This is a genomic window from Streptosporangium sp. NPDC023615 (assembly GCF_040640155.1).
In the GTDB taxonomy this organism is placed as follows: Bacteria; Actinomycetota; Actinomycetes; order Streptosporangiales; family Streptosporangiaceae; genus Streptosporangium.
Genome location: NZ_JBFABE010000051.1, coordinates 32,965 through 56,383 on the forward strand (window position 1 = coordinate 32,965; position 23,419 = coordinate 56,383).

19 protein-coding genes are annotated in these 23,419 nt (G+C 73.6%); 8 read left to right on the top strand and 11 right to left on the bottom strand.

The features are described from left to right. Positions 1-76: 76 nt before the first annotated feature. Genes AB0G16_RS28160 through AB0G16_RS28180 form a run of 5 tightly spaced genes read left to right on the top strand, consistent with a single transcriptional unit; the run spans position 77 to position 4,065 of the window. The gene (locus tag AB0G16_RS28160) at positions 77-214 is read left to right on the top strand and encodes a hypothetical protein (RefSeq protein ID WP_362811253.1); all 138 of its coding nucleotides are present in this window, start codon (positions 77-79) and stop codon (positions 212-214) included. Continuing rightward, on the top strand, positions 211-1,212 hold the full coding sequence (locus AB0G16_RS28165) for an ABC transporter substrate-binding protein (protein WP_362811256.1): 1,002 nt from the start codon (positions 211-213) through the stop codon (positions 1,210-1,212). Before AB0G16_RS28160 ends, AB0G16_RS28165 begins: the two co-directional genes overlap by 4 nt. Further along, a complete protein-coding gene (locus AB0G16_RS28170; RefSeq protein ID WP_362811259.1) occupies positions 1,209-2,216 on the top strand; it encodes an iron chelate uptake ABC transporter family permease subunit in 1,008 nt (335 codons plus the stop codon). Before AB0G16_RS28165 ends, AB0G16_RS28170 begins: the two co-directional genes overlap by 4 nt. Next, on the top strand, positions 2,213-3,238 hold the full coding sequence (locus tag AB0G16_RS28175) for an iron chelate uptake ABC transporter family permease subunit (protein ID WP_362811262.1): 1,026 nt from the start codon (positions 2,213-2,215) through the stop codon (positions 3,236-3,238). The genes AB0G16_RS28170 and AB0G16_RS28175 overlap by 4 nt, the downstream gene beginning before the upstream one ends. Next, positions 3,235-4,065 (top strand): ABC transporter ATP-binding protein, encoded by an 831-nt coding sequence (locus tag AB0G16_RS28180; protein ID WP_362811265.1) that lies wholly within the window; start codon positions 3,235-3,237, stop codon positions 4,063-4,065. Before AB0G16_RS28175 ends, AB0G16_RS28180 begins: the two co-directional genes overlap by 4 nt. A 64-nt stretch (positions 4,066-4,129) precedes the next feature. Here AB0G16_RS28180 and AB0G16_RS28185 read toward each other — a convergent pair whose 3' ends face one another. The 7 genes from AB0G16_RS28185 to AB0G16_RS28215 all read right to left on the bottom strand — a co-directional run bounded on the left by AB0G16_RS28185 (position 4,130) and on the right by AB0G16_RS28215 (position 12,313). Further along, positions 4,130-4,906, bottom strand: a complete 777-nt coding sequence (locus tag AB0G16_RS28185; protein ID WP_362811268.1) for an ABC transporter ATP-binding protein — start codon at positions 4,904-4,906, stop codon at positions 4,130-4,132. Then, positions 4,903-6,015, bottom strand: a complete 1,113-nt coding sequence (locus AB0G16_RS28190; RefSeq protein WP_362811272.1) for an iron ABC transporter permease — start codon at positions 6,013-6,015, stop codon at positions 4,903-4,905. The genes AB0G16_RS28185 and AB0G16_RS28190 overlap by 4 nt, the downstream gene beginning before the upstream one ends. Positions 6,016-6,143: 128 nt before the next feature. Then, positions 6,144-7,130, bottom strand: coding sequence for an ABC transporter substrate-binding protein (locus AB0G16_RS28195; protein ID WP_362811275.1), 987 nt, complete (start codon positions 7,128-7,130; stop codon positions 6,144-6,146). Positions 7,131-7,327: 197 nt separating this feature from the next. After that, positions 7,328-8,539 carry a YcaO-like family protein gene (locus AB0G16_RS28200; RefSeq protein ID WP_362811278.1) on the bottom strand — a complete coding sequence of 404 codons (1,212 nt, stop codon included), beginning with the start codon at positions 8,537-8,539 and terminating at the stop codon, positions 7,328-7,330. A gap of 35 nt (positions 8,540-8,574) precedes the next feature. Beyond that, positions 8,575-10,074, bottom strand: a complete 1,500-nt coding sequence (locus AB0G16_RS28205) for a YcaO-like family protein (RefSeq protein WP_362811281.1) — start codon at positions 10,072-10,074, stop codon at positions 8,575-8,577. Further along, the gene (locus AB0G16_RS28210) at positions 10,071-11,444 is read right to left on the bottom strand and encodes a CocE/NonD family hydrolase (RefSeq protein WP_362811284.1); all 1,374 of its coding nucleotides are present in this window, start codon (positions 11,442-11,444) and stop codon (positions 10,071-10,073) included. The genes AB0G16_RS28205 and AB0G16_RS28210 overlap by 4 nt, the downstream gene beginning before the upstream one ends. After that, positions 11,441-12,313, bottom strand: a complete 873-nt coding sequence (locus AB0G16_RS28215) for a hypothetical protein (RefSeq protein ID WP_362811287.1) — start codon at positions 12,311-12,313, stop codon at positions 11,441-11,443. The genes AB0G16_RS28210 and AB0G16_RS28215 overlap by 4 nt, the downstream gene beginning before the upstream one ends. Positions 12,314-12,842: 529 nt before the next feature. On the opposite strand from AB0G16_RS28215, the gene AB0G16_RS28220 reads away from it, so the two are divergent. Beyond that, on the top strand, positions 12,843-14,201 hold the full coding sequence (locus AB0G16_RS28220; RefSeq protein ID WP_362811290.1) for an MFS transporter: 1,359 nt from the start codon (positions 12,843-12,845) through the stop codon (positions 14,199-14,201). A gap of 491 nt (positions 14,202-14,692) precedes the next feature. After that, on the top strand, positions 14,693-15,622 hold the full coding sequence (locus tag AB0G16_RS28225; protein ID WP_362811292.1) for a type II CAAX endopeptidase family protein: 930 nt from the start codon (positions 14,693-14,695) through the stop codon (positions 15,620-15,622). Between the two features lie 58 nt (positions 15,623-15,680). Here the strand turns inward: AB0G16_RS28225 and AB0G16_RS28230 are convergent, their stop codons facing one another. Further along, positions 15,681-17,048, bottom strand: coding sequence for a hypothetical protein (locus AB0G16_RS28230; RefSeq protein ID WP_362811295.1), 1,368 nt, complete (start codon positions 17,046-17,048; stop codon positions 15,681-15,683). A 385-nt stretch (positions 17,049-17,433) separates the two neighbouring features. Continuing rightward, a complete protein-coding gene (locus AB0G16_RS28235) occupies positions 17,434-18,063 on the bottom strand; it encodes a TetR/AcrR family transcriptional regulator (protein ID WP_362811298.1) in 630 nt (209 codons plus the stop codon). A gap of 229 nt (positions 18,064-18,292) precedes the next feature. On the opposite strand from AB0G16_RS28235, the gene AB0G16_RS28240 reads away from it, so the two are divergent. Further along, positions 18,293-20,581, top strand: a complete 2,289-nt coding sequence (locus AB0G16_RS28240; protein WP_362811301.1) for a beta-galactosidase — start codon at positions 18,293-18,295, stop codon at positions 20,579-20,581. Positions 20,582-20,781: 200 nt separating this feature from the next. Here AB0G16_RS28240 and AB0G16_RS28245 read toward each other — a convergent pair whose 3' ends face one another. Next, positions 20,782-23,151 carry a glycosyl hydrolase 53 family protein gene (locus tag AB0G16_RS28245; RefSeq protein ID WP_362811304.1) on the bottom strand — a complete coding sequence of 790 codons (2,370 nt, stop codon included), beginning with the start codon at positions 23,149-23,151 and terminating at the stop codon, positions 20,782-20,784. 102 nt (positions 23,152-23,253) lie between these two features. After that, the coding region (locus AB0G16_RS28250) for a carbohydrate-binding protein (RefSeq protein ID WP_362811313.1) at positions 23,254-23,419 on the bottom strand (166 nt) is incomplete at its 5' end.

Consider the following 23,419-nt stretch of genomic DNA (forward strand, 5'->3'; position numbering starts at 1 on the left):
TTGGCACGCCACATACAATAATGGTAACCATTATCAATGTCTACGCATTGACAATGATCATCATTCTGGAGGTTCCATGCGCTTCGCAGCGCTCTCCCTTGACACCGCACGCCTGGTCGCCGGAACCGTCGACGCCCCGGCCTCGCTCGACGGCGGAATCGGCACCGGCGTCACCGCCGGCGCCGGTTCCGCGGGCAAGGCCGATCGTCGATGAGAAAGCCGATCGCCGCGCTCGTGCTCCTCGCGCTCACCGCCGTCACCGGATGCGGCGGCTCGGACGCGAAGGAGCCCGCCGGCCCCGCGGACGCGAAGAAACCCGCCGGCTCCGCGCCCGCGACCCCGGCCGCCCCCGCCACCGCGGTCGCGGCCTCCCTGACCGTCACCGACCCCGCAGGCAAGACCCTCGCGCTGAAGAAGGTCCCCGAACGCGTCGTCTGCCTGACCGGGATCTGCGACGACATGCTCGTCGAACTCGGCCTGGTCCCCGTCGGCACGACCACACCCGAGCTGCTGACCCGGCCCGACTACCTCGGCCCCGCCGGAAAGGACGTCCCCGTCATCCCCGGCGGCTTCGGCGGCGAGGACGTCGCCGCCATCGCCAGGGCCAAGCCCGACCTGGTGATCGGCCTGGCCGGCGTGCACGAGGGCCTGGCTCCGGCGGTGGAGAAGTTCGCGCCGCTGTGGAACGTCCAGGTCAAGTCCTACAGGGACTCCATCGGCTACCTGCGCAACGTCGCCGCGCTCACCGGTCGCGGCGAGCGGCAGGCGGAGGCGGAGAACGCCTTCACCGCCAAACTCGCCGACGGTGCCACCAGGGCCGAGGCCGCGGGGCTGAAGGACAAGACCGCCCTGGCCATGTACGGCGGCAGCTCCATCGGCGTCAACACCACCGACGACGTGCTCGGCGACTTCCTGTCGCAGTACTTCGGCTACCCGTGGCCGAGCAAGGGCGGCGGGTTCGAGACCGCGCAGGCCTACAGCGTCGAGGAGATCCTGGCCAAGGCGCCGCAGGTGATCTTCGTGCAGTCGTTCTCGTTCGGCAACTCCAAGCCCGTCACCGAGACCTACCGCGACAACCCCGTGTGGAAGCGGATCCCGGCGGTCACCACGGGCAAGATCTACGAGGTCCAGCCCGAGCTGTGGGCGTCCGGTCGCGGCACCCGCGCGTTCGGCATCATCCTCGAAGAGGCCTTGGCGAAGGCCACCGGGTGACCTCCTCGCACGTCAGGGGGCGCGGCCGGGCCGTGCCCCCGCTCCGCCTCGCCCTTCCGGCGGCCGTGCTGGCACTGCTGGCCCTGTCCGGTCTGTGCCTGGGCACCCCGGTGATCGCGCCCCGTCACCTCCCCGCGGTCCTGGCCGATCACGCCTCCCTGGAGTACGTGGTGCTCTGGGAACTGCGGCTGCCCCGCCTCCTGCTCGGGCTGCTCGGCGGTGCCGCGGTCGCCGTGGCCGGGTTGTTGCTCCAGGAGGCGCTGCGCAACCCGCTCGCCGTACCCGAACTCCTCGGTGTCTCCTCCGGCGCGGCCGTAGCCGTCGCCGCCTGCGTCGTCTGGGCGCTGCCCGTCTCCCCCTCGCTCCATCCGCTCGTCGGCCTCGCGGGCGCCGCCGCCGGAGGCGGACTCACCCTCGCCGCCGCCCGCACGGCCCGCACCGCCGGCGGGGTCCTGCTCATCGGATCCGCGGTCACCGCGGCCGTCCAGGCCCTCCTGCTGGCCGTCATGGCGACGGCCGACCGGCTCCAGTACGACCTGCTCTTCCGCTACCTCGTGGGCAGTCTCAACGGCATCATGTGGGAGCAGGTCTCCCGCACCCTCCCCTGGCTCGTCCTGGCCGTACCCCTCGTCGTCCTGGCCGTACCCGCGCTCGGGCTGCTCCGCCTCGGGGACGAGGCCGCGACCTCCCTCGGTGCCGGTGTCACCGCCGCGCGCACCGGGGTCCTGGCCGTCGCGGCGCTGCTGGTCGGAGCGGTCACCGGCCCCTGCGGCCCGATCGCCTGGGTCGGGTTCGTCGCCCCGCTCCTGGCCCGCAGGATCCGGCCGGACGGCGACGCCCGCTCGTGGACGTGCTGGACGGCCGTCCTCGGCGCGACGATCACCGTGGCCGCCGACCAGGTCGCCCGGCTGGCCCTCGCTCCCGTCGAGACGCCGCTCGGCGCCTGGACCGTCCTCATCGGCGTCCTCGCCGGGACCGCCCTGCTGCGCCGGGGTGCGCGATGAGAAGAGCGCCGCTCCCGCTTCCGGCGGCGCTGACGGCGCTGACGGCGCTGGCGGCGCTGGCGGCGCTGGCGGCGCTGGCGGCGTGCCTTCACCTGTGGGCGGGAGGGGCCTCCGTCGACGACCTGCTCGCCATCACACGCCCGCAGACGCTGGAGGAGCGCATCCTGTGGGAGCTGGGACTGCCCCGGCTCGTCACGGCGGCGCTCGCGGGTTCGGCGCTCGGCGTCGCCGGTCACCTTCTGCAGACCTCGCTGGGCAACGAGCTGGCCGCCCCCGAGCTCACCGCCGTCAACCCGGGAGCGGTCCTCGGCGTGCTCGCCGCCGCCACCTTCGGGCTGGCGCCCGCGGACTCGGCACTCGGCGGCCTGGGCGCGGCACTTGTCGGCGGCGTCCTGGGAGGGGTGGTGACCTGGCTGCTCGCGGCGGGTGGAGGACCCGGCCGCGCGGTGATCGCGGGTCTGCTCGGATCGGCGCTCATGGGCGGGGTCACCACGCTGATGCTCGCCTACCAGCCCAGCCGGTTCGGCAACGTCCTGCGCTGGCTCGTCGGATCCGTCGAGGGCCGGGTCTGGGACCACCTGGTCATCGCCGTCTGGTGGATCCCCCTGTGGATCTGCGCCGCGTGGGCGGCGACCGCCGTCACCACCATCCTGCAGGGCGGGGACCAGCACGCCGCCTCCCTCGGGGTGGCACCGCGGCGTGCCCGCCTGACGGTCCTGGGCATCGCCGTCGCCCTCACCGCCTGCGCGGCGAGCCTCGCCGGGGCCCTGGCGTTCGTCGGGCTGGTCATCCCGCACGCCGCACGGCGCCTGCCCGGCACCGGCCCGGGCGGCCACGTGCCCGCGGCGGCCCTGCTGGGAGCCGCGGTCCTCGTCGCGGCCGACGCCGCCGCCCAGTCCCTCACCCGCCTCATCGCCGGCACCGAGCTCGGCCACCGCCTCGGCCTGCCGACCGGCGTCGTCACCGCGCTGGCCGGAGCAGTGATCCTCGTCGTCATCGTCTCCAGGGAGAAGCACCCGTGAGTCTGAGAACCCTCGGCCTGGCCTTCGGGCACGACGGCCGCCGTCTCCTCACCGGAATCGACCTGACCGTCGAAAAAGGCGAGTCGGTCGCGCTGGTCGGAGTCAACGGCAGCGGGAAGAGCACGCTCCTGCGGCTGCTCTCGGGGATCCTGGCCCCGCACGCCGGCACCGTCGAGCTCGACGGCCGCCCCCTGACCCGGATGTCGCGCAGGCAGATCGCCCGCCGCGTGGCCGTCATGCACCAGACGCTTCCCCCGGTCCCCGGTCTCACCGTCCGCCAGCTCGTTCACCAGGGCCGTTATCCGGGCCAGGGCCCGCTCGGGATGCTCCGCACCACCGGGCACGACCCCGCCACCGAGGAAGCCCTCGCCCTCACCGGTCTGGCCGGTCTGGCCGACCGGGTCCTGGACACCCTGTCCGGCGGAGAACGGCAACGCGCCCGCCTCGCGCTCGCCCTCGCCCAGGAGAGCGATGTCCTCCTGCTCGACGAGCCCACCGCGCACCTCGACATCCGCCACCAGCTCGAGGTCCTCGAACTCGTCCGGGAGGTGCGCGCCGCCCGCGGGCTGACCGTCGTCACCGTGCTGCACGAACTCGACCATGCCGCGCGTTTCACCGACCGCGTCGTCGCCCTCCACCGGGGAACGGTCCACGCCGACGGCCGGCCGATCGACGTGCTCACCCCGGACCTGCTGAGCGAGGTCTTCGGCGTGACCGGCAGGGTCGTCCTCGACGAGGTGCGCCACCATCCTCGCTGCATCCCCGACGCCCCTCTCGCCATCGGCCCGGCCGGCGCCCGTCCCGGACCGGTGGGGAGCGTGTCGTGACCGGCGGGCCTTTCACCGTGCTCGTCTGCCGGCCCGGCGCGGCGCGCCCGGTCACCGGCCCGCGTCACGCCGGGCGCACCGGTCCGGCCAGGCGGTCCAGTGGCAGGAAGACCCGGGGCAGGCCGTCGTGCCCGTGATCGACCTCGGCCTCGACCCGGTAGACCGCGCGCAGGAGGTCCGTGGTGATCACTTCGGTCACCGGGCCGTCGGCGACGACGCGTCCGCCGTCGAGGACGACGAGGTGGTCGCAGGCGGCGGCCGCGAGCTGGAGGTCGTGCAGGGTCACCAGGACGGTGACGCCGAGCGTTCGGACCAGTCGCAGGAGATCGACCTGGTGGCGCAGGTCCAGGTGGTTGGTGGGCTCGTCGAGGATCAGCAGCCGGGGTTGCTGGACCAGCGCGCGGGCGAGGTGGACCCGCTGGCGCTCGCCTCCGGACAGGGTCGCGAACGGCCGGTGCGCCAGGACGGAGACGTCGCACCGCTCCATCGTCTCGGCGATGAGCGCCTGCTCGGCGGCCGAGAGCCAGCCCAGCGCCCCCAGGTGGGGGATCCTGCCCAGGGCCACGATCTGCTCGACGCTGTCGTCGAGGTCGGCGGGGGTGTCCTGGGTGACGACGGCGACCTGCCGGGCGACCTGGCGGGGCGGGGTGCGCCACACGTCGGCGCCGTCGATCAGGACCCTGCCGCGGTCGGGGCGGATCCGGCGGTAGACGCACCGCAGCAGGCTGGACTTGCCGCTGCCGTTGGGGCCGATCAGCCCGGTCACCTCTCCGGAGCCGGCCGTGAGGCTGACGTCGCGCAGCACGTGCAGCCAGGAGACGGCCTGGATGTCGACGTTCACCGCGGGGTCCTTCGATCGGCGCGGACGAGCAGCATGAGGAAGAAGGGCGAGCCGAGCACGGCGGTGATCACCCCGATGGGGATCTCGTCGGGCTGGTTGAGCATGCGGGCCGCCACGTCGACCCAGACGAGCAGGAGCGCTCCGGTCAGCGCGGCCAGCGGGATCAGGCGGCGGTTGTCGCCGCCGATCACGAGCCGTACGGCGTGCGGGACCATGAGCGCGACGAAGCCGATACCGCCGCTGACCGCGACGACCGTGCCGATGACCAGCGCGCACATGACGATCAGGCGCAGGCGCAGCCGGTCGACCTCCACGCCCAGGCCGGTGGCGCCCTCGTCGCCGAGCACGAGGGCGTTGAGCAGGCTCGCCCGCGTGGTGGCCCAGGCGATGGCCGCGGTGACGACGAGGGCGGGCACGCCCACGTCGCGCCATTGGGTGCCGGACAGGCCGCCCAGGGTCCAGAACAGCGCCGAGCGCACCTCCTTGTCCGGTGTGGTGAGGACGATGTAGCTGGTGACGGCCTCGGTGAGCGCGGCGACCGCGACGCCGGCGAGGATGAGCCGGGTCGGCGCCAGCTGCCCGCCGCGCCGCGACATCGTCAGCACCAGCGCGAAGGCCGCCATGGCGCCGGCGAAGGCCGACAACGGCAGCGACAGCGGCCCGAACGGCGACAGTCCCGCCAGCATCACCAGCACCGCGCCCAGGGACGCCCCGGAGCTCGCCCCGATGATGTAGGGGTCGGCCAGCGGGTTGCGCAGTACGGCCTGCAGTACCGCGCCCACGAGGGCCAGTCCCGCGCCGACCACGGCGCCGAGCAGGACCCGGGGGAAGCGGATGTCCAGCACGATGACCGCCTGGGGGCCTGCCGGCGCCTCGGTCACGAGCCAGGGCAGCAACCGGTGACCGAGCATGCGGGCCACGTCACCGGAGGCGATGGCGACCGGCCCGAGGCCGACGGCGGCGACCAGCGAGACGCCCAGCAGTGCCGACAGCAGGGCCGACGTGCCCAGGAAGGTCAGGCGGCCGGCCGGCGCCCGTCGTCGCGCCGCGCCAGTAGCGCCAGTAGCGCCGGGAGCGCCGGGAGCGGGGCCCCGCTGTCCTGAAGCCACGGCGGAGGGGTCGGCGGAGCTCGTGGAGCCCCCGGAGTCCGCGGAGCGTGATGACCGTCGCGTCCCCGCCGTCCCCGCCGTCCCCGCCGTCCCCGGCGGCGGAGCCTGGGGCTCCGCCCCCGGAGAGGTCACCTGGCCAGTCCGGCGACGAGCGTCTTCAGCGCCCGGCCGTTGCGCAGGCCGGGCTGGGTGTCGTTGACCGGGATCACGACGAAGCGCTTCTCCCTGATCGCGGTGACGTTCCTGATCGGCTCGTAGGAGGTCAGGAAAGCGATCGCCTTGTCGGCCGGCTCGAACGCCTGGTCCTCCACGACGATGGCGTCGGGGTCGCGCTTGACCAGCTCCTCCCAGGAGATCTGCGCGTAGGAGGTCACCTCGGGGAAGACGTTCTCGCCGCCCGCCCGGCGGATCAGGTCGTCGATCAGGCCGTTGGATCCGGCGGTGCTCGGCTTCTCCAGGCCGCCCGCGTAGTCGAACACCTTGGGGGTGCCGGAGACCGGTCTCACGGCGTCCACCTCGGCGGTGAGCCTGCTCACCAGTTCCTCGGCCCTGGGCCGGGCGCCCAGGATGCGGCCCAGCTCGCGGATGTCGGTGTAGGTGTCCTCGACGCTCGCCTTGCGGCCGGGGCAGTTGCCCGACAGGAGGTAGGAGTTGACGCCCTCCTCGCGCAGCTGGGCCCGGTCGCCGAGGGCCTTGGGGCCGTAGTCGTCGCCGTAGCCGCTGACCACGAAGTCGGGGTTCGCGGCGAAGACCGTCTCCTTGGAAGGAGGCGGGAAGGCGGACTTGGCGATGATGTTCACCCCTTCGAAGGAGGCGGCGACCTCGGGCAGGAGTTCGCCCGGGGCGACCGTGCCGGCCAGCCGGTCGCGGGCGCCCAGGGCCAGCACGATCTCGGTGGCGATCGTGCTGGAGGTGACGATGCGCCGCGGCGGGCGCTCGAAGCGGTAGGTGGCGCCGCAGTTGCTCACCTCCGTCGGGGTGGCCGAGGGCTGCGCGGTGGCCTGTGCGGCGGCGGTGTTCGCGGCGGGGCTCGCGCTCTGGCCGCACGCGGCGGCGGCGAGCACGCCGGCTCCGGCGAGCAGGGCCCGGGCCGCGCGGGGGGTGATGAGTCTCATCGAAGGTGCTCTCTCTCGGGTCGGTGCGGGTTCTTCAGACGGTCGGCGTGGCGGCCGCGCGGCCGGAGCACGCCGAGGATCGCGCCGGGCGGTCCGGCTCCGGCCGACGCGGCCCGTGCGGCCTGTGCGGCCTGTGCGGCCCGTGCGGCGGTGAACCCTTCACGGTGCGGGTCGCCCGGGGGACGGGACGGGCGAGGTCAGGCATGGGGCACCGGCGACGGGTCGGGGCGGTCGGGGAGCGGATCGGCGCCGTCGCCCAGGAAGGGAAAGGCCGCCGGGGCCGTGGCCCGCAGGCCGGGCACGACGACGCGGACGACGGCCAGGCCGCAGGCGGCGACGTCGGGGGTGGTGAGGTCCACCGTGACGGCCCGCAGGCCACGGGCGGTCAACGCCGCCTCCGTGTCGAAGCGGCCCCCCGCGGGGGGCGTCGCCGGTGCCGCGAGCCCGTCGCCGGCCAGGCGGGTCAGCACGCGGGCGCAGAAGGAGGGGTCGGCCAGGAGCTGCAGGTGGCAGGTCACGTCGGTGACGTCGGCGAAGTCGGGCCGGTAGGAGGAGGCGAAGGCGCGGTCGGGGCGGTGGGGCGCGAGCGGGCCGTGCGGGCGCTCCCACTCGGGCAGATCACCCGCGGCGAGCTGGGCGGTGGTGTCCAGGGACTGGACGGCCTCGGCCGCGGCCTTCCACGCGGCCGAGGTCACCGGGTCGGCGGCGCCGGGAGCGAACGCGCACCCCACCCCCACCGTCCCGCCGAACTCCCCCGCGGTGTCCTCGGCGACGCACAGCACCACCGGGGCGTTCAGGAGGTTCGGTACGGCGTGCGCGCTCAGCCGCACCCCGGCCACCCCGGGCAGGCGCACGTGCGCCAGTTCCGGGAAGGCGCCCCCCGAGGCCCAGGCGGTGGCCAGCGCGTGCCGCTCCACGACCTCCGCCAGTGCCGAGGCGCGCGCGGCGGCCGGGCCGGGGCCCGCGGCGATCCCGGCCGACACCGGCAGGACGACGGGCCGGGACCGTACGGGGAAGGGGGTGAGCCAGGCCAGGGCGGCGGGCACCCAGGCCGGCGCGCCGTCGTCGCGGGTGCCGCGCACCCAGTGGGTGCGGTCGGTACGCGCCAGCCCGGCGAAGGGAAAGTCGCCGCGGGCGGTCTGTTCGGGTGAGTACAGCGCCAGGGCCCGCGGGTCGACGGCGTCGGGGGCCAGCTCGTACCAGGTGGCCTCGACCAGCCGCTCCTCGGGGACGAGGTGGCCGCAGTGGCGTTCGGCCCCCTCCCCCAGGGCGCGGCGGCGGGCCTCGGCGGGATCGTGCCAGGAGGCGCCGCAGACCGTGGGGTTGCCGAGCGGCAGGCCGTACCCGGCGGTGGAGGCGAGGTCGGCGAAGGCGACGTGCAGGTGCCCGCGCAGGAGCGCGGTGCGCACGCCGGTGACCAGACCTGTCCGGGAGTCGACGGGGATCATGTGTGCGGCAGGGGGACGAGGTTGACCCGGTCGGCGGCCCGCAGGCCGAGCCGGGCGGGGTCCTCGCGCAGGCGGTGCCCGCCGAGGAAGGGAAAGGCGGCGGGCGCGTTGGAGTAGGCGCCGGGCACGATCACCCGGGCGACCGACAGCCCGGCGGACGCGATGTCGGGCGTGGTCAGGTCGGCCGCGTAGGCGCCCAGCCCCTGGGCGGCGATCCGCTCGAGGTAGCCGTCGAGCACGTCGCCGTCCACGCGCGGCAGGTCGGCCAGGGCGATCGCGTCGGCGCAGGCGGTGATCGGCGTCAGGTGCGCGCGCATCCGGGGGTCGAGCCAGAGCTGGCTGTGGCAGCCCAGGTCGACGACGTCGCGGAAGTCGCCCCGGTAGTCGTCGGCGTAGCGGCGGTCGGGGCGGTGGGGCTTGAAGATGCGGGCGTCGATGACGTCGGCCGCGGCGGCGGCCCAGATCTCCCCCTCGGGGTCGATCAGGCCCAGCGCGTAGCGGCGCAGGGTGACGGCCTCGGCCAGCGCCTTGCGTACGGCCTCGGCGGGGTCGGGGCGCGCGGCGACGCCGAGGACGGCTATGCCGGTCTCCGGGTCGTCGAGCAGCACGCCCAGGACCGCGACCTCGAAGACGGTGGGGATGGCCACGACCCGGTAGCGGCAGCCTCCGGTCGCGCCGGTGGCGCGGTACCAGCCGGGTTCCGTCTCCGGCAGCAGGGGCGCGGCGGGACGGCCGGCTCCGGTGACGGGCCGGGCGGGCAGTTCGCCGGCCCACCACACGACCGTGGCGTCGCGTTCGATGACCTCCTCCAGCGCGGCCGTGCGGGCGGCCCGCGCCGAGGGCCCGGCGGCGATGCCGGCGAGCATGGCGTAGTTGGTCGGCGGCTCGTCGGCGCGGGGCGGGGTGAGGTAGTTGACGTAGACGAGGGAGGCGGGCAGCCAGGCGGGCGTGCCGTCCCTCAGGTCGGTCCCTGGGGTCCACAGCACCTCGAGGTCGGCGGTGAACGGGACGAACGGGAAGCCGGGTTCGGCGTGCTGGGCGTCGGAGTACAGGGCGAGCCGGGCCGGGTCCAGGGCGGGTTCCCGCAGCCTCCGGTAGGAGGAGCGCGGCAGGCCGGCGGGGACGAAGTTGCCGCAGTAGCGTTCCACCGCCTCGCCGACGGCGCTCATCGTGGCCCGTCCGGGGTCGCCGAACGCGGTGCCGGTGGAGACGCGGTCGGCGGGCCAGGGCAGCAGCCGGTGGGGCGAGCTCACCTCGGCCGAGCAGATCGTGAGCCCCTCGGGCCACCACGGCTCCGGCTCCAGCAGGTCCAGCCTGCGGATCAGGCCGGTGCGCTCGTCGGCCAGGAGCGTCAGCGGGTCCTGGCCGGCCGGTGCGGTCCCGGGCCGGTCCGCGGCGCCCGTCGCGTCACCGCCGGCGTGACCGCCCGGGTCGCCGGAGGTGGCGCCGGGCGTGCCGTCGGCCGTGACGTCTGGCGTTCCGCCTGCGTGCGTCATGCGAAGGCGTCCTTTCTCGGGCGGGGGAGGTGCAGCGTCACGTCGCGGAAGGAGAGCTCGGCCCGCCGCCGCGGCGCCGGGTGGCGGGGGGTGCGCCCGGCGGTCAGCTCCACGTGGAGGCGGTGGCCGGGCGGCAGCTCGGCCGCGGCCGGGGCCAGGCGGATCTCGCAGCGGGAGGTGCCCGTCGCGACGGGCACCGTGCCGTCGGCCATCCGGGTGGCGGCGCCGCCGGGTCGCTCGTGCACGAGCGTGGCGACCAGTTCGGCGCCGGTGGCGGTGGTGACCTCGGCGGTCAGGCGGGGCGCTCCGTGCCAGCGCAGCGGGCCGTCCAGGGTCAGCCGGACGACGTCGTCGCGGTCGGCCGGCGGCGCCAGGTCGGCGGAGTGCGGCGCCGACGGGTAGGGGTCGGCCGGGTCGTGCCGCAGCCGCGTGCCGTCCGCGCCCAGGGGCAGGGCGGTCCAGCCGGGCCGGCCGGGCGGGATCGGATCGGTGTCCGTCCAGCGGCCGGTGCCCAGCAGCAGGCACCCGTCGCGGCGCAGGCCGCCCAGCCACTCCAGCGTCAGCGCGAAGGGGTGCGGCCCGGGAGGTTCCGGCAGGGCGCACTCGCTCTGGAGGCGGTGGGTGAGCGCGCTCGCCCAGCCGCCGACGACGACCTCGGCGTACGGTGCCAGCATGGCCTGGCGCAGGGTGGTCGGCGCCGACCGGCAGTACCAGCTGCCCAGGTGCAGGCTGGGCACGGTGGCGGTGCGGGCGGCCCGCGCCGTGCGCCGGGCCGCGGTCCTGTAGGTGCTGGGCGTGGCCGGCCACGGGCCGACGTCCACCGGCCAGGCCTCGACGACGGCCGCGGTGGGGATGAGCGCGGCCAGTTCCGGCGCGCGGGCCAGGGTCGCGTCGTACAGGCCGGTGCGCGTCGTCCGGCCGGTGCCCAGGTCGGTGCGCCACCACAGCTCCTCGTCCAGGGCGGGCGAGCCGATCGGCGGCCAGGGCTGGCGGCTGACGATCCCGCGGACCGCGGGATGGCCGGCGGCGCACCAGGCGGCGTAGGCCTCGTAGGCGAGGCCGTACAGGAAGACCTCGCCGTCGCACCAGGGCTGGGCCGCCGTCCAGTCCAGGGTCGTGCGGCCGTCGGCGCCCTCGTCGGCGCCGGGGGTGAAGGTCCCTTCCGACAGGTGGCGGCCCCGCAGGTCCTGTATCAGGCAGGCGAATCCGGCCTCGGCCAGGGTGAGCGCCTCGGGCAGGCAGCCCGAGGTGCCGTACGGGGTGCGGATCACCACCGCGGGGGCGGGCAGCCGGTCCGGCAGGACCAGGTCGGCCACCAGCCTCGCGCCGTCGGGCGCCGTCACCGTCAGGCCGGTACGCACCCTGCTCACGCGGGCGTCTCACGCATCAGGCCGCGCGGCACCGCCAGCACGGGGTGACGGCGGATCTCCCCTGCCGCCAGGTCGACGCCCACCTGGTGTCCGGCGCCGGGCACGGGCGCGCCGTCGAACCAGGCGCGCAGGTCGGCGGCGACGAGGGCGGCGGCGACCTCGGCCCCGGCCGGGTCGGCCGGGGTCGCGGGCCGGCCGCCTGCCTCCAGGAAGGCCCAGTAGGCGGCCAGCTCGTCCGGCCAGGGGCAGGCCGCCAGGCGGCGCAGCCGCACGTCGCCGTAACCGGCGCCGCCGGTCGGCGGGGTGAACGGGCCGACGTACCAGCGGCGGCCCTCGCTGTGGCCGCGGTGCCAGGCCAGGCGCAGGTCGCGGCAGCGGGCGTCCAGTTCCCGCCAGGCCGTGTCGGGCAGGTACTCGGCGCAGGCGACCAGGGCCGTGACCCGTGGGCCGACGTCCTGGCCGGGCTCGCCGCGTCGTACCGGCAGGCCCGCCCGGCGCAGGTGGCGCACGAGCGGGTTCAGCAGCGGGCCGTCGCCCGCCAGGAGCACCTCGGCCGCGCGCGGGGGCGCGACGGCCGCGGCGGAGCCGCCGACGCCGCCGGGGTCGCCGGGGTCGCCGGGGTCTTCTGTGTCGTCCCGCGGTGCCGTGGCGAGTTCGGCGATCAGGTCGGCGGCGTCCGGGACGCGCTCCAGCGCGGCCCGCACCCCGAGCTCCCCGCTGATCAGACCCGCCACCGCGGCCCTGTCCTGCGGCGGCACCTGCACGACCATGAAGTCCTCGTCGGGGCCGTGGACCAGCCACCCGTCCCCGGTGGGCACGAACGTGGTACCGGCCGCCCAGCGCGCGGGCCGGTCCAGCCCGGAAGTCATCGCGAGCGTACCTTTCTTCGAAGTAACATCCGTCGCACCCGGGTGCGGGCGTGGTTGGCTCATGCCCGCACCCGGGGTCTCACGTCGCGACTAGCGCCAGGCCACCTTGGCGAGCGCCACCGTGGCGTGGTTGGACGAGTGAACGGACGCGTTGCGCGCCTTCACCTTCAGCTTCTTGACGGTCATGCCGAGTCACCTCCTTTCATCGGATAGAGGAACGGGGGCCTCGGACGCTCCGGTCAGCAGCACCGCGGTGCCCGTCGGAGAGCGCACGAGACGTTCGCGGGCCTCGCGGCGGGCGAGGAGTCTCGGTGGGCGGCCGTACGCCCGGTGCGAGCGGCGCGGTGCACGGGGACCGCACGGGGTCTCCCGCACCGATCCGCCCCGCCGCCGCTCGACCGGCACTCTGTCCACCCCTGTCGTTCGTGATCTCCCTACAAGGAGTAATGAAAACGGAAATCAAAGTCAAGTCTTGATCTTTGGCGATTTAGCAATGAAAATCATCACCATTCGATCGTCGGGGGTCCCGGTGGAACCTGCACGCACTCTGCGTGAGCTGCTCGTCCGCAATCGCGACCTGCGCATGCTCTGGCTGGGCAACCTCGTCAGCGTGTGCGGCGGATGGTTCTCCGCGGTCGCGGTGTTCGCGATGGTCTACGAGTACAGCGGGGCCGGCCTGGCCGCCGGGCTCACCCTGGCCGTGCGCTACCTGCCGGGCGTGCTGGCGGGGGTGTGGGGAGGCGTGCTGGCCGACCGGGCCGACCGGCGCACGGTGATGCTGGTGACCGACGCGCTCATGGCGGTGCTCGCCTCCGCGTTCCTGCTCGCCGACGCCCCCGGGCGGCTCTGGCTCGTCTACCCGCTGACCTTCGCCTCGGCCGCCGCGGGCTTCGTCTTCCAGGCCGCCCGCAGCGCCTGGATGCCCAGCCTGGCCCGGCCGCAGGAGTACCCCCTGTACGCGGCGGCCGTGCAGGTCAACGGCCTGGTCTTCCAGGCGCTGGGCGGCGTCGCCGGAGGCCTGGTGGTCACGCTGGTGGGCTGGCGGTGGGCCTTCGCCGTCAACGCGCTCTCCTTCCTGCTGTCGGCCGCGCTCACCGCGACGGTCCGCTCCGGCGACCGGTCGGCGGGCGCTCCCGCGCACGGCTGGTGGCGCTCCCTGCGCGAGGGGGTCGCGGTGGCCGCGCGCAGCCGCGTCATCGCCGCGCTGCTGGGGCTGGAGGCGCTCTTCTGCCTCGGGCTGGGCGGTGCGATCACCGCGATGACCTATCTGGCGCTGCGCGTGCACGACCTCGGCGAGGGCGGCACCGGCTGGTTCTACGCGGTGCAGGGGACCGTGGGCGGTGTGGTCCTGGTGGTGGCCGCGTCCCGGATCCGCGCCATGGGGCCGCGCGGGCGCCACCGGGTCATCGGATGGTCGTGCCTGGCCGAGGGTGTGCTGACCATGCTGCTCGGGGTGCCCTCGGGCGTGCCGTTCGCGCTGGCGCTGTGGGGGCTGGTCTCGGCCGCCGAGGTGATGTACGGCCCGGCGGCCATGACCACCCTGCTGACCGCGACGTCGAACGAGACCCGCGGACGGGTCACCTCGCTGTGGAGCGCCACCGCGACCTTCAGCCTCGGCCTCTCCTCCGCCGTCACCGGCGTCCTCGTCGACCGCCTGGGGGTGACCGCGGTCTTCGTCGTCCTCGGCCTGATCATGGCGGTCTCCGGTGGTGCCTGGCTGATCGCGGGCACCCGCGTCCACATCGCCGCAGGCTCCTCACCGGCCGCCGGCGGACCCTCGGGCGCCCCCGGCGAACCGATCTCCCCCGGGCCGGCGCCGAAACGCGAGAGCCGTCCCGGCACGGAGGAGGACGAACACGCGGTGCGGCCGGGGCGGACCGGCCGTTGACCGTTGTCAAGCTCGGTGAGGACGGGTGCGCGTGACCGATCCGTACGAATGGTCGGCCGAGTTCGTCGACGTCATGATGGCCCCGCACTGGGATGCCCCGGGTCCCGTGCTCGCGAGGGCGCCACAGCAGGCCCGCCCCGGCCCTCAACGGGCTGCGCCTGCCGCGCGGTCGGGAGTCAGGCACTTGGAGCGAGTCGAGCCGGGTGCTGCAGTAGACGCCGAACTCGCCGGCGGGTAGACGAGCCAGAGACCGATTCGCGCAGTTTCGGCCTCGGTGAGACTTTGACCTGTCCGGCAGCGGGTGTCGCGTACGACGTGGACGCATTCCACCTCGAAAAGGGGTGCGGTTTGTCGTTGACCACTCTGCGAGCTGAACGCTCTCACCGGTACCCCTGGCTGTACCTGTGTTCGGGTGTACGCGGGAATGACCGGGAGGGCCCGTGCCTGGTGTGCTGATCACTGTCGGTCAAGCTCCTGTGGAAGAAGGCGAAATGACAGTCAGCAGCCAGCCGGACATCGAGCGGTATCCGAGTCGGACCGGGGTTCGAGGCCTCATCCGTCGCAGTCCACTGATCAGTTTCTTCGTGCTGGCCAACCTGATGAGCTGGATCGCCTGGCTTCCCTACATCCTTTCGGCGACCGGCCTGGGGGTCTGGGATTTCACCTTCCCCTCGCGGTTCGGCGGCTCGCAGATCCTCGGGGTCCTCCCCGGCGCCTATCTCGGACCCATCCTCGCCGCGTTCATCGTGACCGCGGTCGTGGACGGCAGGGAAGGCGTCCGCCGGTGGGCCGGGCGAATGACGAAGTGGCGGGTGGGCTGGATCTGGTACCTCGGGACCCTCCTCGGTGTTCCCGCCGCCATCGTCGTCGCCGGTCTCGCGGTGTCCGGCGGGGACATCCACCTGCCGCCCGCCGTCGTGCTGGTGGCCTACCTGCCGGGCCTGCTGATCCAGATGGTCACCACCGGTCTGGCGGAGGAGCCCGGCTGGCGTGACTTCGCCCTGCCCCGCATGCAGCGCAGGTTCGGCCCGCTGGGCGGCACCTTCGTCCTCGGCCCGCTGTGGGGCCTGTGGCACCTGCCGCTCTTCATGAGCGAGTGGGGCGGGTGGCCGGATGTCACGTGGATGAGGGTCGGTGAGTTCATCGCCTTCTGCTGCGTCTTCAGCGTGGTCGTCACCTGGGTGTTCAACAGGACCGGCCAGAGCCTGCCGCTGGTCATACTGCTGCACGTCGGCGTCAACAACTTCATGTCGCTCGCCTACTCGGACATGTTCCCGTCGATCGCCGGCGCCGAGCAGGCGTCCCGGGTCACCCTGCTCGCGGGCACCGTGGCAGCGATCGTGACGATCGTCGCGACCCGCGGCCGCCTCGGCTACCTCCCACGGGAGGAACCCGGCCCGGAGGTCACACCTCAGAGGTGAGCGAGCTGCCGCGGTGTGCCGGCGCTCCCGCGTGCGGGCCCACAGGCGCCGGGAGCGCTCATTGACCAGGGCCGAACCGTGCCCGCCACGGCCCGGGCAGGTCCTGCCGTTCCCAGTCGTCGGTGTAGGCCGGGGGCCTGACGCCCCGGTGGGTCACGATGATGTCGTAGCCGCGTTCCCGGAATCCCTGGATGCGCCGGGGCATGGTGTCGCCGAACCGCTGGGCGATGGCCTGCGACTCGCAGCCCAGCAGGTAGCCGAGCTGGGCGCCGCCCTGCCCGTAGATCACGCACGGCCCCTCGATCCGGGGTCTGAGCTCCTCGGCGGCGGCATTCATGACGTCGCGGTCGGCGCGGACACCCGACGACATGGCGACGGCGACGGCGCCCTGGAGGACCAGGTGAGCCGCCACACCGGCCAGGGCCGGCACGGGGGCCAGCCGCGCGGTGGTCGCGACGGGGAGGGCCAGCAGGGCGTACGCCGGGAGCAGGAAGCGGGGGGCGGCGTAGTCGACGTAGAAGAAGTACGGCAACGCCATCGCCACGGCGGTCGCCGTCGCCAGCGCCAGCGGGCGGAACCACGCGGTACGCCGAGCCGCCCACAGGCCCGCGCCCGCGGCCAGCGGGATCGCGATCCACCAGATGAGCAGGACGGGGGACACATCGCCGCACTCGACCCCGAAGCGGCACAACGCCGGCCCGTCGAGGGCGCGGGCCTGCTCGTCCAGGGTGATGGTCAGCCCGGTGTCGTTGTGTTCCCCGGCCGCCCCGAGGCGTTCGGGGACCCCGCCGAACCGGACGACGGCCTCGGCCGCCCACTGGCCCCAGCCGATCGCCAGCCCCGCGGCCAGCGCCGCCAGTTCCCGGAACCGCCGCTGCCACAGGGCGTAGGCGGCAAGCGGCACCGCCAGCACCAGCGCGTCGGTCGGCCGCATGAGCGAGACGAGCACCATGGAGACGCCCAGGCCCGGTGGGGTCCCGGTCAGCAGGAAGCCGGTGGCGGCGACCGCGCCCAGCGCGACGTAGAGGTTGGGCATCGCCTGGTTGCCGTAGAAGAGGGACAACCAGCATCCGGCCAGCAGCAGGGCGGCCAGCGGCACGACCCAGTGGTTCCTGACCCGCAGCCAGACGGCGAAGGCGCCGAAGAGGGCGGCGGAGGAGACCAGGGTCAGCCAGATCCGCAGCACGAGCACCTCGTCGGTGATCGCCACGATCGGCGCGACGAGGAGCGGCACCCCCTGGGCGCGCGGGGCGGAGTAGACGGCGGGCGGCGCGTGGGCGGCGTACTGGGAGGCGTAGACGGCCTCGTCCCAGCCGATCCCCATGCCGAGGGTGGGGATGAGGAGCTGGGCGGTGAGGTAGAGCAGCGCCACTCCCGCGAGCAGGACCGCGGGAACGGTGGCGACCTCTCGCCGGACGATGACCATGGTGCCCTCCCCGATACCGCCGAAGGGACTCCCCTAACCCGCGGACGATCGGGCACACCTGGCCGGCAGGAGAGTCTTTCCCGAGGCGTCTCGACACGGCAGGGCTCCAATGACCTTCCTCACCCGCGGGTCGCGTCCAGCGAAGTGGTGTGTGAGCCGGCCTTCGCGTGATCCTGTTTCTGCAGGTTATACGGCAGGTGCCTGCGGGATCGGGTTCTGCTGCGGTGTGTCGCCGGCGGGCGAACCCGGCCGGAGGTCGTCAGTCGCCTTCGGCCGGCCCGTGCCGGTCGACGCGCACGACCGACACGTCAGGGCTGTCGATCGTCTTCGAGGCGATGGGGGTGCGCCACCCCCGCGGCCGCCGGGGCCGGGACGATGACGTCGGTCAAGGACGCGGCGCCTCCTTGCGGTTCGCGGCGCCGTCCAGGGCGGTGGCCACGAGCTGTTCGGCGTAGTGGCGGTCCACCGGGGCTCCGGTGATCAGGACGCGGTAGTAGAGGGCTCCGGCGAGCTGGTCCAGGAGCACGAGAGGGTCGAGGTCGGCGCGCAGTTGCCCGCGCTCGCGGGCCCGTTCGATCAGTGCGACGGCCAGGGCGTTGCGCCGGGCGTAGTTGTGGCGGCCCATCCGCCCGATGTCGTCGTGGCGTGCGCCGGCGGCGACCAGCTCGGCGACGACACCGGCGGACCGGTTGTCCTGCCCGGCTGGTCTTCCGGCCGACCGCAGGCGGTTGAGAGCGGTGGCGATCTTCTCCGTGTAGTCGCTCAGATCCCGCCGGATGTCTCCGGTGTCGGTGATGTCGTCCTCATCTTGGAGGTGGGCCACCACGGCGACGGCCAGGTGGTCCTTGGTCGGCCAGCGGCGGTACAGCGTGGTCTTGGCGACGCCGGCCCGCTCGGCCACCTCCTCGATGGACAACCCTGCGTAACCGTGTCGCAGGAGCAGCGTGGCGGCCGCCCGAAGGACGCGCTCGTCGATCCGGGTGTCGCGTGGCCGCCCACGCTGGGCCTGGTTCATGTGCGCCTCCTTTACGCTACCCATGTATCGTAAACAGAAGGTAGGCGCTTCCACCCCGCCGCGCAACCATGCGGTCCCGCCCCGTTGACGTCCACGCGACCGGTTTTCTTCAAGGGCTGCCCGGGGACGCCTGCTGGCGTTCATGTCGTTCGACAGGAAGAGGGCAGGGGCGGTGCTGCGACTCAGCGTTCCGGAACACTTCGAGCCACCTCGTACGGGACATCTGGCGATGGGCGACGAGCCAGACCGGCCGGACGCCATCACGGTGAACTCCCGTCACCTGAGCAGGGGCGGGGTGCCCTGGTTGCCCGTCATGGGCGAGTACCACTTCAGCCGCTACCCCGCCGCCGAGTGGCGGGAGGAGCTGCTGAAGATGCGGGCCGGCGGGGTGGGCGTCGTCGCCGCGTACGTCTTCTGGAACATCCACGAGGAGGTGCGTGGCCGCTGCCTGTGGAGCGGCGACCGCGATCTGCGCCGATTCGTCGAGCTGTGCTCGCGGGTGGGGCTCGACGTGGTGGCGCGTATCGGGCCCTGGGGACACGGTGAGTCCCGCTACGGCGGCTTTCCGGACTGGTTGATGGCGGCCGACTGCGAGCCGCGCACCGACGACCCCCGCTATCTCGCCCTGGTCCGCCCCTGGTTCGAGCAGATCGGCGCCCAGCTTCGGGGACTCACCCGCGCCGACGGCGGGCCGATCGTCGCGGTCCAGGTGGAGAACGAGCTGTACGACCGGCCCGGCCATCTCCTGACGATCAAGCGGCTCGCCCGGGAGTGCGGCATCGACGCCCCCCTGTGGACGGCGACCGGATGGGGACACGCCCAGCTGCCGCCCGGCGAGGTGCTGCCCGTCTTCGGCGGCTACCCGGAGGCGGCGTGGGACGACGCGCACGACGGATGGCCCGCCCAGAGCCGGGCGCACTACTTCTTCGGACCCGGCAGGGACGACGACTCCATCGGGGCGGACCTGCGTGAGACGGGCGCCGCTCCCGGCGAGGCCGCGGACCGGCCCGTCCCTGCGTCCGGAGGGGAGGAACACCTGACCGACTACCCGTTCGCCACCTGTGAGCTGGGCGGCGGCATGTACACCTCCTACCACCGGCGCGCGATCGTCGCGACCCCTGACCTGGCGGCGCTCGCCCTGGTGAAGCTGGGCAGCGGCTCCTCCTGGCAGGGCTACTACCTCTACCACGGCGCCTCGCAGAAGATCGGTGAGCTGTCGACGCTGCAGGAGTCGCACGCCACGGGCTATCCCAACGACTGCCCGGTGGTGAACTACGACTTCCAGGCCCCCCTGGGTGAGTACGGCCAGTTTCGCGACTCCTACCGGCACCTGCGCCTGCAGCACCTGTGGCTGGCCTGCGACGGGGCCGCCCTGGCGACGATGAGCCTGGTCATGCCGGACGGCGCGCCGTCCGACCCCGCCGACCGCGCGTCACTGCGCTGGGCGTTGCGCTCCGACGGCGAGTCCGGTTTCCTGTTCGTCAACAACCACCAGCCGGTCGAGACGTTGCCCGCGCACGACGACGTCCGGTTCGCCATCACGATCGGCGGCCGGGAACTGCTCATACCGTCACGACCGGTGCCGATACCCTCCGGCGGCTACTTCGCCTGGCCGCTGAACCGGCCCCTCGGCGGAACTCTGCTGCGCTGGGCCAGCGCGCAGGTGGTCTGCGTCCTGGACGGTCCCGAGCCGGTGCTCGTGCTGACGCAGACGGCGGGCCTGCCGGTCGAGCTGGCACTGGACGCGGCGACGGTCGCCTCCGTCGACGGCCCCGCGACGGCGATCCGCCTCGGTGACGACGTCGTCGTGTCGGCCCTCGTGCCCGGCCTCGACTGCCTGCTGCGGGTCACCGCACCGGACGGGACGACCACGCGCGTCCTGGTCCTCGACGAGGAAAGGGCGCTGTCGGCGGTCCGCGCGCCCGTCGCGGGCCAGGACCGGCTGGTGATGTGCGACAGCCCCGTGGTGCCCGACGGCGACCACTTGATCGTGTACGGTGACGCCCCCCTTCACGTCTTCCCGCCCCTGGACGTTCCCCTGGGAAGGGGCAGGACCCGCCCGCCGATCCCGGTCGAGGCCACCCGCCTGGCCGAGGCCGGGCCGCCGCGGGCACCGGTGATCGACGAGGCGACCGGGCGCGCGTCCGCGCCGGTGGACGCGGACTTCGACGACGCCGCCGTGCACCACCTCACCGTCCCCCAGGAGGCGTTCGACGGCGCCGAGGAACTGCTCCTGCGCCTGGACTGGACCGGTGACGTGGGCCGCGCCTATGTCGGCGGACGGCTCGTGGCCGATCAGTTCTGGTACGGCCCCGTGTGGGAGATCGGCCTGCGCCGCTTCCGCGACGAGGTCGTCCGCCACGGGCTGGAAGTGCGGCTGTTGCCGTTGGGGCCGGACGCACCCGTTCACCTCTCCCCCGAGGTCCGTCGGGACGTCGGCCCCGGCGGGCTGGTGGAACTGCGCTCGGCCACGCTGGTCCCGGTGACGCGCACCGTCCTGACCGCGGCGCGGGCATGACGGGTGTTCTGGAACGGACGCGGGAGGCGCGGGAGGCGCGGGAGGCGCGGTCAGCGGGGAGGCGCGGTCAGCGGGGGGGGGCCGGGAACACCTCCCCTTCCCCGTCGGTGACGCCCGGTCTCCCCGTCGGTGACGCCCGGTCTCCCCGGCCGGGACGCGCGCCCGGCGGCGGGCGACGAGGGCACGGTGGCCGTCGATCGCTACAGCGTTCCGCACTGTCCTGACTTCGGGCCTGTCACGGCGTTGGTGAATCCGTTGTTCACGGGGGGTACGGCGTTGTCGGCGCACGACAGCGGGCCGTTGATCTCGTTCCCGGCGATCACGTTCCACCCTCGCGTCCCGGTCACCGTCAACCGGCCGATGATGGTGTTGCGGGTACACCCCAGTCGTGGGTTGCCGAACGTCACCGACGAAGCCCCGGACACGCTCACCGGGCCGAAGACCCGGCTGCCGCAGACCACGACGGCACCGGCGCCCTCCGCCTCCACCGGGCCTGCGATCACCGTGTCGTTCACCCGCAGCGAGGCTCCGGTCCGCACCGACACCTCACCCGACATCGTCGCCCGCTCCAGGCACGTCACGCCACCGGTCACCGTCAGCCGCCCGGAGTACCGGCCGGTGATCGTCCGGTCGCAGTGAAGGGCGGCGTAGGCGTCGACCACGTCGACCACCGCCGTCACCGATCCGAACGCGGTGGAACCGCGGACCGTGAGCCGGCCGGCCGTACCGGTTCCGCCGTCCGGTACCGCGTCCCACACCACCGGGGCCGGCCCGGCCGAGCCGTCCGCCGTGGTCAGCACCCGCACCGAATCCGGTAGAGCGATCGTGTCGCCGACCCGTGCGGCCGCGTACACGGTGTCCTCCACCACGTGCGACGCGTGACTCCCGGTGAAGACGTCGATCGACGCGTTCGGCTCATACGTGTTCGTCATCCCGGGAACGGCGCGGAACAGGGACTCCCATCTGGCCGGTTCCCACGCCAGCACGCCCAGTCCCCGGTTGCCCGGGATGTCGTTGACGATCTGGAACACGCGCTGCAGGGCGTCCGCCTGCCCCTGAACGGTTCGCGGGTACGGCGAGTCGGGAAGCGGGGTCCCGCCCCCGCCCGAGGCGGGGTACGACGTCTCGGCGACCTCGATCTCGTACGCGGGGTGCGCCGCCGCCACGGCGTTGACGACGGACTCGTAGTACTCCGGCGACCCGTGCCACTGCGGGTAGTACGAGTGGGCGATGACGTCGGTGTCGGCGCCCTTGGCCTTGATCCGGGTCAGGTACTGGTTCCAGAACTCGAGCGTCTTGCCCTCGATGCCGCTGGTGATGACGTGCGTCTCGACCTTGATGTCCTTGTCGTGGGCGGCCGACACGTCGCGGACCGCGCGGACCCCGGCCGCGGAGAGCGTGGTGAAGCGGTCCCACGCCTCGTCGTACAGCCGCCGCTGGTCGGGGTCGGTGGAGCGCCAGTAGTTCCAGAGCAGGCCGCCGCCGGGTTGTGACCGGTAGATCTCCGGCTGGTCCCGGAAGTACGCCGGGGCCGTCACACCGGCCAGGGCCGCCTCACTGCCGAACATGAAGCCGTTCGCGATCTCGTTGCCGACGGCCACCTTGTCGGGTGTCGTGCCCTGCTCGATCAGCCGCTCGATGTAGGCGTAGGTGTAGTCGTACACCGCTTCGGTCAGATCGTCGAACTCGAGCCGGGCCCAGGCCCGCGGCTTGGGTTGCTTCGACGGGTCGGCCCACGAGTCCGCGTAGTGGAGGTCGACGCCCAGGCCCATGTTCCGTGCCGTGACCCACTTGGCCACCTCCGCCGATCGCTCCGGGCCCTGGTACGGGGTGGCCAGCGGATCGCCCGTGCCCTCGCTGCGAGGTTCGTTGAAGATACGCAGCCGGGTGTACTCGAAGCCGCGGTCCTTGAGCACGTCGAGCAGGTGGGGCCCGGCGCCTCGATCCGCCTCCAGGGGGTTCACCCAGTAGTTGCGGCCCTCGGCGACGTCGTTGTCGACCCAGGAGGCGTCGGAGCCGAGCACCAGATCCTCGCGCAGGTAGTTGTAGACGTTGAGTTCGCCGATCCCCACGGTCGCGCCGGGTGAGGCTCCCGTGATCCTCACCCGTACGTATCTCGTCGCCGGCCGGGTGAACAGGTCGACCGATCCGCGGCTCGGCCGGTGGTTGGCCGAATGGTCGGCGATGACGTGCCAGCCGGTGCCGTTCGCCGACGCCTCGATCACGTACTGGTAGACCGCTCCCGCGTCCGGGAAGACGACCCGGACCTTCCTCACGTTGTCGTAGGCCCCGCCGAGATCAAGGGTCAGCCATCGGCGCGAAGGCGTTCCCCCGGCGATCCACGCGGTCCGCTCGTCCTGGTCGATCGCCAGATCGGCGGTGGACGCCCCGCTGCCGGCCTTGACGCTCGCCCATGACTTGGCGCTGATGTCGCTCTCGATCGGCTTGATCTGCGCATCACCGTGGAGCGCGGAGGCCCGGAGGGCCGGCCCGAACGTCGCCGCACCGCAGATCAGCGAGATCGTGGTGGTGATGCCCAATATCGTACGGAGGGGATGCGTGCGCGTCATCTCTCGTCTCTCGTCTCTCGTCTCTGTCGGCGCCTGTGCCTCGGTTTTCGCCGGTCCTCGCCGGTCCCGCCGGCGTCGTGGCCCCGTGGGGGCCGGTCGTGGCTAGCCGGCCGCGGTGGTGACGTCGAGGTGGTCGATGTTGGGGAGTCCGGCCGTGGTGGTCGGGTCCAGGCGGACGGTGTTGGTGCCGGCGTTCAGCGGGACCGTGAGGGTGGTGGTGGTCCAGGTGGTCCAGGCGCCGGTGGGGGCGAACGGGACGGTGCCGGTG

Coding starts and splice junctions, on each gene's coding strand:
- AB0G16_RS28160 (WP_362811253.1), top strand. CDS start 77: ATGCGCTTCGCAGCGCTCTCCCTTGACACCGCACGCCTGGTCGCCGGA.
- AB0G16_RS28165 (WP_362811256.1), top strand. CDS start 211: ATGAGAAAGCCGATCGCCGCGCTCGTGCTCCTCGCGCTCACCGCCGTC.
- AB0G16_RS28175 (WP_362811262.1), top strand. CDS start 2,213: ATGAGAAGAGCGCCGCTCCCGCTTCCGGCGGCGCTGACGGCGCTGACG.
- AB0G16_RS28195 (WP_362811275.1), bottom strand. CDS start 7,130: ATGAGACTCATCACCCCCCGCGCGGCCCGGGCCCTGCTCGCCGGAGCC.
- AB0G16_RS28205 (WP_362811281.1), bottom strand. CDS start 10,074: ATGACGCACGCAGGCGGAACGCCAGACGTCACGGCCGACGGCACGCCC.
- AB0G16_RS28215 (WP_362811287.1), bottom strand. CDS start 12,313: ATGACTTCCGGGCTGGACCGGCCCGCGCGCTGGGCGGCCGGTACCACG.
- AB0G16_RS28225 (WP_362811292.1), top strand. CDS start 14,693: ATGACAGTCAGCAGCCAGCCGGACATCGAGCGGTATCCGAGTCGGACC.
- AB0G16_RS28230 (WP_362811295.1), bottom strand. CDS start 17,048: ATGGTCATCGTCCGGCGAGAGGTCGCCACCGTTCCCGCGGTCCTGCTC.
- AB0G16_RS28235 (WP_362811298.1), bottom strand. CDS start 18,063: ATGAACCAGGCCCAGCGTGGGCGGCCACGCGACACCCGGATCGACGAG.
- AB0G16_RS28240 (WP_362811301.1), top strand. CDS start 18,293: ATGGGCGACGAGCCAGACCGGCCGGACGCCATCACGGTGAACTCCCGT.
- AB0G16_RS28245 (WP_362811304.1), bottom strand. CDS start 23,151: ATGACGCGCACGCATCCCCTCCGTACGATATTGGGCATCACCACCACG.